The organism is Yersinia sp. LJYL362 (assembly GCF_048323875.1).
On record NZ_JBLWEX010000083.1, the window covers coordinates 1 to 9,963 of the forward strand.

A 9,963-nucleotide genomic window follows, 5' to 3' on the forward strand; every position below is an offset into this window, starting at 1 on the left:
CCTATGAAACCACCCCCTTTGTGAAAGCCTCCATTAAAGACGTGGTCAAAACACTGCTGGAAGCCATTTTGCTGGTTTTCCTGGTGATGTATCTGTTCTTACAAAACTTCCGCGCCACACTGATTCCCACTATTGCCGTTCCAGTAGTGCTATTGGGCACCTTCGCGATACTGTCGGCATTCGGATTCAGCATTAATACCTTAACCATGTTCGCCATCGTGTTAGCCATCGGTTTACTCGTCGATGATGCCATCGTGGTGGTGGAAAACGTGGAGCGCGTGATGAGCGAGGAAGGGCTTGATCCACGAGAAGCCACGCGCAAATCCATGAGCCAAATTCAGGGCGCACTGGTGGGGATTGCCTTGGTGCTGTCAGCCGTGTTTATCCCAATGGCCTTCTTCGGTGGCACCACCGGGGCTATTTACCGCCAGTTCTCCATTACTATCGTCTCCGCCATGGTGCTTTCGGTGCTGGTGGCTTTGATTTTGACCCCGGCACTTTGCGCCACCATGCTCAAACCCGTCAAAGCGGGGCATCATCACGCCAAACGCGGTTTCTTCGGTTGGTTTAATCGCATGTTTGACCGCAATGCGCACCGTTACGAGCGGGGCGTGGCACGCGTGCTGCACCACAGCGTACGATATATGTTGCTGTATTTACTGCTGTTGGGGGGGCTGGCACTGCTGTTTATCAAGTTACCGACCTCATTCTTGCCGTTGGAAGACCGAGGCGTGTTTATGGCTCAAGTGCAACTTCCAGTCGGTTCCACTCAGCAACAAACCCTAAAAGTGGTTGAGAAAGTCGAGAATTACTTCCTGACAGAAGAGAAAAATAACGTGCTGTCAGTGTTTGCTACTGTGGGGTCTGGCCCTGGCGGAAATGGTCAAAACGTCGCACGTTTGTTCATCCGACTATCTGACTGGGAGCAGCGAAAAGACAGTAATGATTCGTCATTTGCCATTATTGAACGCGCCACCAAAGTCTTTAATAAAATCGTCGAAGCCAAAGTCTCCGTTAGCAGCCCTCCGGCCATTTCAGGGTTGGGGGGGTCGTCGGGTTTTGATATGGAATTACAAGATCACGGCGGTTTAGGCCACGACAAACTGATGGCCGCCCGTGACCAGTTACTGCAAATGGCCTCCCAAGCCCCCGCGCTGACACGCGTTCGGCATAATGGGTTGGATGATAGCCCACAATTGCAGGTAGATATTGATCAGCGTAAAGCACAAGCGCTGGGGGTGTCATTGGATGATATTAACAACACACTAAAAACGGCGTGGGGCTCGACTTACGTTAACGACTTTGTTGATAGAGGCCGGGTGAAGAAGGTTTATGTTCAATCTGAAGCCACCGCACGTATGTTGCCCGAAGACGTCAACAAGTGGTATGTGCGCAATAAGAGCGGCAGTATGGTGCCTTTTTCCGCCTTTGCAACTACCCGCTGGGAATATGGCTCGCCGCGGCTGGAGCGCTATAACGGCTATTCTGCATTAGAAATCGTCGGCGAAGCCGCACCGGGAGTCAGTACCGGTACTGCTATGGATGTAATGGAGGGATTGGTCAAACAACTGCCTAATGGATTCGGCCTCGAATGGACGGGGATGTCCTACCAGGAACGGCTCTCTGGCTCACAAGCTCCTGCCCTGTATGCTATCTCGCTGTTGGTGGTGTTCTTGTGTTTGGCGGCGTTATATGAAAGTTGGTCAATACCTTTCTCGGTAATGCTGGTGGTGCCACTCGGGGTGATTGGGGCGGTTGCCGCAACCTGGATGCGGGGCTTGGAAAATGACGTTTATTTCCAGGTTGGGTTACTGACCATCATTGGGCTATCAGCCAAAAATGCTATATTAATAGTCGAGTTTGCCAGTGAATTGAACAATAAAGGCAAAGATTTGGTGGAGGCGACACTTGAGGCTTCCCGCCAGCGCCTGCGGCCCATTTTGATGACCTCACTGGCATTTGTCTTTGGGGTCCTGCCGATGGCAATCAGCCAAGGGGCGGGCTCTGGTAGTCAGCATGCAGTAGGTACCGGTGTGATGGGTGGGATGATATCAGCCACGGTGTTGGCCATTTTCTTCGTCCCGCTGTTCTTTGTTTTGGTACGCCGCCGATTCCCAGGTCGACCACCGCGCGCCAAAGAATAACCTCTACCGTCACTGTCAATACATCTGAAACCTGAAAGATGACGGGCATAAAAAAGGCAGAAGCGATGAAGTTTCTGCCTTTCTGCGAGCGAATCCTCGCCCCTTGGTGTGTTATTAAATAAATCGATAAAACCACAAAAGAGAACAATTCTTACTGCTGGTTTATTCGCTTATGCCTTGCGCAGCATAGCATCGATAAACTCTTTCCACGTACCTAACTCAAAATCAACCATAACTTCCTCTCTAATTATCGCCACTGATTATACGCCTATTTTTTGAACAGTCAAAATTGAGAACCAGCCTATGAGAAACAGGCGGGTATTAATCGGCCTGCTTTGGGGGAAGCAGGCCGGGGGTCACCCAGTTTATTATTACTGCAAGGCAGATTTACACTTTGGGGAAGACCCATAAATGATCAACCGGCAAAGAAAGTTGGCAGAGTTCTTGCTGACCAACCTCCGCGCCATAAGCACGGATGACAAAATCCTCGGCCGCCGTGCGGAACAGATATTCCCAGCGGTCCCCCAGATACATACTGGTCAGCAGAGGTAAAGTCAGTTGGTTGCCATCCGGGTCATCCCCCAGACAGACGCGCTCTACGCGGATCACCGCCGTCCCCTCTTGACCGGCAATCACCCCCTCACCCGCCCATCCCCACAAAGCCCAATCTTTACCCTCGATTCGCGCCTTACCCTCATGCACCTGCGTAACTTTGCCATGTAGGCGGTTATTACTGCCCATAAACTCAGCGGTGAATAACGTCGAGGGGGAGCCGTACATTTCCTGTGGCGTGCCTTGCTGCTCAATTTTCCCATTATTAAGCAATAAGATACGATCCGAAATTGCCATGGCCTCATTTTGGTCATGGGTGACCATGAGCGCGGAAAGGCCGAGTTTAATGATCAATTCGCGCAAGAATACCCGCGCTTCTTCGCGCAGTTTGGCGTCCAGATTCGACAGCGGCTCATCCAGTAAAATCACCGGCGGGTTGTAAATCAGTGCTCGACCAATAGCCACGCGCTGCTGTTGACCACCGGAAAGTTGGTGAGGATGACGATGGCCCAATTCCCCCAGCCCCAGTTGGTCCAGTACGCTTTGTACCCGCCGGGTGATTTCCACCGCCGAGATTTTGCGTAATTTCAACGGGTAAGCAATATTCTCAAACACCGTTTTATGTGGCCACAAAGCATAAGACTGAAACACCAAGCCCAGATTGCGTTCTTCGGCGGGGATTTCGTGGCGCGACATACCGTCATAAACGGTATTTTCACCAATGATAATGCGCCCTTGTACCGGTTTCTCCAGCCCGGCAACCGCCCGCAATAACGTCGTTTTTCCACTCCCCGATGGCCCCAGCAGTGAGACGACTTCGCCCCGTTTTAATTGCATCGATACCCCTTTCAATACAGGGTTATCGCCATAAGTTAAATGCAAGTTATCTACTGAAAGTTCAATCATTTAATTTAACTCCAAAGCGCAGTGCAATACCCAGCCCCAACACCACCAGCAGGATATTAATAAAGGAGAGTGCGGCGACGATATCAATGGCACCTGCCGCCCACAGTGAGACCAACATTGAGCCGATCGTTTCCGTCCCCGGAGAAAGTAGATAAACCCCGGTGGAATATTCGCGCTCAAAAATCAGGAACATCAGCAGCCATGAGCCAATCAGACCATAGCGGGCTAACGGAATGGTGACATGTCGAGTAACCTGGCCCCGGCTCGCACCATTGCTGCGCGCCGCTTCTTCCAGCTCAGGCCCCACTTGTAGCAATGTCGAGGAAATCAGCCGCAGGCCATAGGCCATCCACACCACGGTGTAGGCCAACCACACACTGAAGATGGTGCTACGCAAAGAACGGAGCCACACCACCAGATGTTCCCGCAGCCATTCAGCCATCGGTAAGACGGATAACCAGCCCTCTTTCAACGAGTTATCCAGCCACATTGGCAAAAACAGGAAGACCCAGAGGAATGCCAGCCCCGCCAGCAAGCCCGGAACCGCACGCGGCACCAGCACGCTGTAATCGAGAAAGCGCGTGACGCCATCCGGTTTGCGGTGCATAGCAATACCGATAAACAGATAGCAGATGACCGCCAGCGCCCCGCCGAACACCCCGATAGCCATTGAGTTGACGATAGCGCGCAACAGATTAGGTTGCTGCCAAATAGTGCGGAAAGTCTCGATGGATAACTCATCCCAGATGGATATCCCCACGCCCCAGTTAGACACAAAGGCGCGCAGCACCACCCCCAACAGGGGGACGCCAATAGTGACGGTGAGCCAAAAGGCCACCACGGCCCCCGCTACCCAACGCCATTTGCCCAACGGCAAGAGCCGCGCCTGAGAAGCTTTGCCTTTGACTGTCACGAAACGGTTCGCCGTGCGCATCAATACGCGCTGTAACATCACTAACGGAATAGTGATGCAGATAAGCACCACGGCAACCGCAGCCATCAGGTGATAAGACGGGGTGCCCAGTTTATTGGTCAACTGATAGAGATAAGTTGCCAACACCAGGTTGCCCTCAGGATCACCCAATACCAACATCAGCCCGAACACTTCCAGCCCAAGGAAAAACAGCAATACCGTGGCATAGAGGATTGACGGGCGCACCATCGGCAAACTCACTGAACTCATGACCTGTAGAGGCGTGGCACCCGCCGTGCGCGCAGCTTCTTCAACATCAGAACCCACACTGCGTAATGCTGATGAGATATACAAATAAGCATGGGGAACATGTGTTAGCCCAGCAATCACCACAATGCTGGACATGGCATAAATATTCCACGGCACCACGCCGAGTAAGGCTTCAGCCCACAGGGACATAAAGCCCACCGGCCCGACCGCCACCACGTAACCAAACGCCAGCACCATTGGGGAAACAAAAATAGGCACCAGAATTAAGGGTTCTATTATCCGCCGCCCCGGTAAATCCGTCCTGACCATCAGAAAGGCCAGGATCCCCCCCAGAGGAATAGCAATAACCACCAGCCCGAACGCCAGAATAAATCCGCTTTTCAGTGCTTTATAAAAATCAGGATCAGCAAAAATAAAGCGGAATGCTTCGAAGCTGAGCACTTTGGCGGGGGAGAAAAAAGGGGCAGAAAGGAAACTTTGAATCACAATAAATGACAGCGGCACGTAGATAACCAATGTTGTTATCAACACGACCAAGCCGCGCGGCAAGCCCTGCCACTTTCTGCGCAATGCTTTCATAATGAGTCCTGTGGGTTAGATATCCATGAATAACAAAGGGTAAATCAGGGGTGCGCACCGCCCATCAGCCATACGCACCAGAGGATGCCATTATTTCGCGGCAGCAAGACGCCACTGTTTGATATAGTCCAGACGCTTAGCCTGCTCCATATATTCCAAGAGACTTTCATCAACCGGGATAGGCTTGAGCGCTGCCCCCAGTTTTTTGGTCATACCGTCGATGTCATTGCTGCCGTCGATATCATTGCGGATGGAAGGAATATCGGACTGATTAGCCAAAATGGTTTGGCCTTTTTCGGACAATACATAGTTAAGCCACAGTTTGGCCGCATTATTATTAGTTGCATTTTTACTGATGAAAATGACGCGCGACAGCACCAGGATGTAGTCCTGCGGGTAGGCAACCCCAAGGGAAGGGTCAGTTTTGGCCCGGGCTTCAGCGTAAGAACCAAGGAGATTGAAACCAATCAGATTTTCGCCGGATGACACTCTTTCCATCATCGTGCCAGTGGACGATTGCACCGTCAGCCCCCCTTTGGCCATCTCCGCCAAAGTTGCGAAATAATTAGGATCAGCTTTGAAGTCCTGTACTGACAGCATGAATCCTAAACCTGACTTTTCGATATCATAAGTGGTGACTTTCTTTTTGAATTTATCCGGCTGACTGGCGATAAATTTTGCCAGTGCGGCGTGGGTGGTCGGGAAATCGGCTGGCGCTATCAACCGCTTGTTATAAATAAACACCACCGGCTCGTAAGTGGTGCCATAGGCTTTGTTTTTCCATACTGCCCATGTGGGCAATTCTTGCTGTTCTGGCGAGAGATATTCCTGCGCATAATCGATAGCCAATTTCAGGGCGGTATCCATAGAGGAACTCCACACCACATCACCACTGCCACTGCCCGATGCCTGTTCACTGATATAACGGTTGTATAACTCGGTGCTATTCATATCGTTATATTCAACTTTAATCCCCGGATAGGCGGCTTCAAACCCCTTAATTAGCGGGGCGGCGGCCTTAATATCCGTGGAGGCATACACCACCACTTTGCCCTCTTTTTGGGCACCTTCGACAATTTTTTGATAATCAGTGGGGTAATAAACTGGGGGTTGCGCGGCGGATTGAATGGACACAGAGAACGTCGCCAGTGCCACTGCCTTGATCATAAACACTTTAATCTTCCGTAACATAGAATTAACTCCAATTTACATTTATGAAACCAATCATGAACATATATTCAATATCCATTGATTAGCAATGAAGTTAATTCTTTGTCTTCCTATTTTGTGATGGTGCTCGTTTTTTAACCTTAACTTAGTGTCATTATCACTCAATAAAATTATCCATAATAATTAAAGTGGAATACAAAATAGGCCGATTAGTGAGTAAACCGCCACTTTGCTTGCCTGTGAGGTGATTCCGGAGTAGCGTGCTCATTGATACACCTTGTTTATGGGTCAACCACAGAGCAAAACCATGAAGCACTCTATTGATTCGCTGAAAGAGTTGGGCCGTTACGATGATGCAGTGGCAATGGCGCAAAATTTACTGCGCAGCGACCCAGACAACGCTAGCCTGCTGTATAAAATTGCCTCTCTTTATGATGTGCAAGGGCTAGAGTTGCAAGCGATCCCCTTCTATCGTGCGGCTATCGAGCATGATTTGACGGGAAATGAACTACAGGAAGCCTATCTTGGGCTGGGTAGCACTTATCGGGCGCTGGGGTTATATCAGGAGTCATTAAATACCTTTGACGCGGCATTGACCCGTTTTCCACAAGCAAAAGAGATAACCTTGTTTCGTGCCATGACACTGTACAATTTGGGTGAAACCAAAGAAGCGGTGGCAGCACTGTTGATATTGCTGGCTGAAACCTCGAACCATCAAGATATCAGCCTCTACCAAAAAGCTATTCGCCAATATGCCGCTGACCTTGACCGAATCGGCTAAATCCCTCGACTGCACGTGCGCATTTACGCGCTATACCCAAAATAATTCGAATTGCAGGAAGGCGGCAAGCGAGTGAATCCCGATGAGCTTACATAAGTAAGTGATTCGGGTAATTGAGTGCAGCCAACGCATATGCAGTTTGAAGGATGACGGGTATAAACACCCCATAGCTGTCTGGATTCATAGCCCATTTTCCCGCATTATGGACAAACCAGGCAGCCACATCAGTGACTGGCCTGGTATTTATCCTGCATAATCGCGCCATTCTAGCCGAGGTATTATTTTTCCATGTCAGATAACCCAGCAACCCCATTATTGCGCCTTTATGGCATTAAGAATTGTGACACCATAAAAAAGGCCCGCCGCTGGCTGGAAGAACAAAACATGGCCTATCAATTTCACGATTATCGCGTAGATGGACTGAGTGACGAACGTCTGCAAGGTTTTATTGATAAACTGGGTTGGGAGCCGTTGCTGAATACTCGCGGCACAACCTGGCGTAAATTGCCCCCCACCCAGCGCGATGCTATTACTGATGGGCAATCGGCCAAACTGCTGATGCTGGAACAGCCCGCTATCATCAAACGCCCCCTACTCGAAGCTGCCAATGGTGAGCTGCTGCTGGGTTTCAAAATAGAAACTTACCAACAGTTTATTCAGCAACATCTTCCTCAACAAAACAGACCCCATAACCAAAACGCTATTGAGGTGCAATAACATGATCTGTCCAGTAATCGACTTGGCCCAACAATTGATTAAACGCCCGTCGCTCAGCCCTAATGATGCGGGCTGTCAGGAGATCATGATTCAGCGTTTAGAGGCTATCGGTTTTACTGTCGAACCGATGAATTTTGGTGACACCCTCAACTTCTGGGCATGGCGTGGCGAAGGCGAGACACTGGCATTTGCCGGTCATACTGATGTGGTTCCTACCGGTGATGAAAGCCACTGGAGCAGCCCGCCATTTGAGCCAACCATTCGCGATGGCATGCTGTATGGCCGCGGTGCTGCTGACATGAAAGGTTCGCTGGCGGCCATGGTGGTGGCGGCTGAGCGCTTTGTTGCCGCACATCCGCATCATAAAGGCCGCCTGGCATTTATGATTACCTCCGATGAAGAAGCCAAAGCGATTAATGGCACCGTTAAAGTGGTTAACGCCCTGATGGCGCGCCATGAGCGGCTGGATTACTGCCTGGTGGGTGAGCCATCCAGTACCGACCGCGTCGGTGATGTGGTGAAAAATGGCCGCCGAGGCTCTATCACTGCCAATTTGCGCATCCACGGTGTTCAAGGCCACGTGGCTTATCCTCATCTGGCTGACAATCCGGTTCACCGCGCAATGCCTGCCCTGAATGAATTGGTAGCGACACAATGGGATGAAGGCAATGAGTTTTTCCCTGCCACCAGTATGCAGATTGCCAACTTGCATGCCGGTACTGGCAGCAATAACGTGATTCCCGGTGAGTTCTATGTGCAGTTCAACTTCCGCTTCAGCACTGAGTTGACTGACAGCATGATTAAGCAGCGGGTTGAGGCATTGCTGGAGCGCCATCAACTCGATTACACCTTGGAATGGGTTCTGTCTGGCCAGCCCTTCCTAACCGCACGTGGCGCACTGGTTGATGCTGTAGTTAATGCCGTCGAGCATTATGCCGAAATAACGCCGCAACTGTTGACCACCGGGGGTACCTCTGATGGCCGTTTCATTGCTTTAATGGGCGCGCAAGTGGTTGAATTGGGGCCAGTTAATGCCACAATCCATAAAGTGAATGAATGTGTTCACGCTGCTGATTTACAACTGCTGAGCCGAATGTATCAGAGAATCATGGAGCAACTTATTGCATGACAGCTAATACATTGACACCACAAATGGTTACCGGGCGCTCAACGGAACATTTGGTGGTGTTAACCGGTAACCACCGCATGCAGCCACAGGCTGTTACTGCCTTTCTCGCCCTGCAACAGGCCGCTAAAGTGGCGGGTTTTGATTTGCAGCCAGCCAGCACTTTTCGCGATTTTGAGCGCCAATTGGCTATCTGGAATGGTAAATTTCGCGGTGAGCGACCAGTATTAGATAAAGACAGTCATCCGATCGACATTTCTCAGCTTGATGCCGCCAGCCGTTGTGAAGCTATTTTGCGTTGGTCCGCCCTGCCGGGGGCCAGCCGTCACCATTGGGGCAGTGATTTGGATATTTACGACCCATCACTGTTACCTGTGGAGGCAAAATTGCAACTGGAGCCGTGGGAATACCAGGAGGGTGGGTATTTTTATCCGCTAACTCAATGGCTTGATGCACATATGGCAGAGTTTGGTTTTTACCGGCCTTTTAGTGAAGACACCGGCGGCGTTGCCGCTGAACCTTGGCACCTGAGTTACCGCCCTCTGGCGGTCACTGCGGAACATTTATTGACCCCGGCCATTCTGCTGGAAGCCTGGCAATCACAGGATGTGGCGGGTGGTGAGTGGCTTACCGGTCATTTACCCATGATTTTTTCACGATTTATAACGATACCTAATCGATTTCAAGCTGCGGTTAACACATAGCAATTTGAAAGATGACAGGTAAAGGAATTTAACCATGCATTGGCTCGCAGATTACTGGTGGGTAGTTCTCATCATACTTGTCGGCATGATCTTAAACGGTA

Annotated in this window: 8 protein-coding genes and 1 pseudogene; 6 read left to right on the forward strand and 3 right to left on the reverse strand. The window is 50.6% G+C overall.

Features of this window, described 5'->3' with window-relative positions; translation table 11 throughout:
* Positions 1–2,144, forward strand: a 2,144-nt coding sequence (locus ACNSO8_RS03515) for an efflux RND transporter permease subunit (RefSeq protein WP_418393837.1), incomplete at its 5' end; no start/stop codon positions are given.
* Between the two features lie 387 nt (positions 2,145–2,531).
* Here the strand turns inward: ACNSO8_RS03515 and ACNSO8_RS03520 are convergent.
* The 3 genes from ACNSO8_RS03520 to ACNSO8_RS03530 form a co-directional block, all read right to left on the reverse strand.
* Positions 2,532–3,602, reverse strand: a complete 1,071-nt coding sequence (locus ACNSO8_RS03520) for an ABC transporter ATP-binding protein (protein ID WP_418393838.1) — start codon at positions 3,600–3,602, stop codon at positions 2,532–2,534.
* The gene (locus tag ACNSO8_RS03525) at positions 3,595–5,364 is read right to left on the reverse strand and encodes an ABC transporter permease (RefSeq protein ID WP_418393839.1); all 1,770 of its coding nucleotides are present in this window, start codon (positions 5,362–5,364) and stop codon (positions 3,595–3,597) included. Before ACNSO8_RS03525 ends, ACNSO8_RS03520 begins: the two co-directional genes overlap by 8 nt.
* A 90-nt stretch (positions 5,365–5,454) precedes the next feature.
* Entirely contained in the window at positions 5,455–6,555 is a 1,101-nt protein-coding gene (locus tag ACNSO8_RS03530; protein WP_418393840.1) for an ABC transporter substrate-binding protein, read from the reverse strand.
* A 286-nt stretch (positions 6,556–6,841) separates the two neighbouring features.
* On the opposite strand from ACNSO8_RS03530, the gene ACNSO8_RS03535 reads away from it, so the two are divergent.
* The 5 genes and pseudogenes from ACNSO8_RS03535 to ACNSO8_RS03555 form a co-directional block, all read left to right on the forward strand.
* On the forward strand, positions 6,842–7,315 hold the full coding sequence (locus ACNSO8_RS03535) for a tetratricopeptide repeat protein (RefSeq protein WP_418393841.1): 474 nt from the start codon (positions 6,842–6,844) through the stop codon (positions 7,313–7,315).
* A 288-nt stretch (positions 7,316–7,603) separates the two neighbouring features.
* Positions 7,604–8,032 carry an ArsC family reductase gene (locus tag ACNSO8_RS03540; protein ID WP_418393842.1) on the forward strand — a complete coding sequence of 143 codons (429 nt, stop codon included), beginning with the start codon at positions 7,604–7,606 and terminating at the stop codon, positions 8,030–8,032.
* A 1-nt stretch (position 8,033) separates the two neighbouring features.
* The gene (gene dapE / locus ACNSO8_RS03545) at positions 8,034–9,161 is read left to right on the forward strand and encodes a succinyl-diaminopimelate desuccinylase (protein WP_418393843.1); all 1,128 of its coding nucleotides are present in this window, start codon (positions 8,034–8,036) and stop codon (positions 9,159–9,161) included.
* Positions 9,158–9,862 (forward strand): M15 family metallopeptidase, encoded by a 705-nt coding sequence (locus ACNSO8_RS03550; RefSeq protein ID WP_418393844.1) that lies wholly within the window; start codon positions 9,158–9,160, stop codon positions 9,860–9,862. Before dapE ends, ACNSO8_RS03550 begins: the two co-directional genes overlap by 4 nt.
* Before the next feature lie 34 nt (positions 9,863–9,896).
* Positions 9,897–9,963, forward strand: a pseudogene (locus ACNSO8_RS03555) (hypothetical protein); the annotation flags it as partial.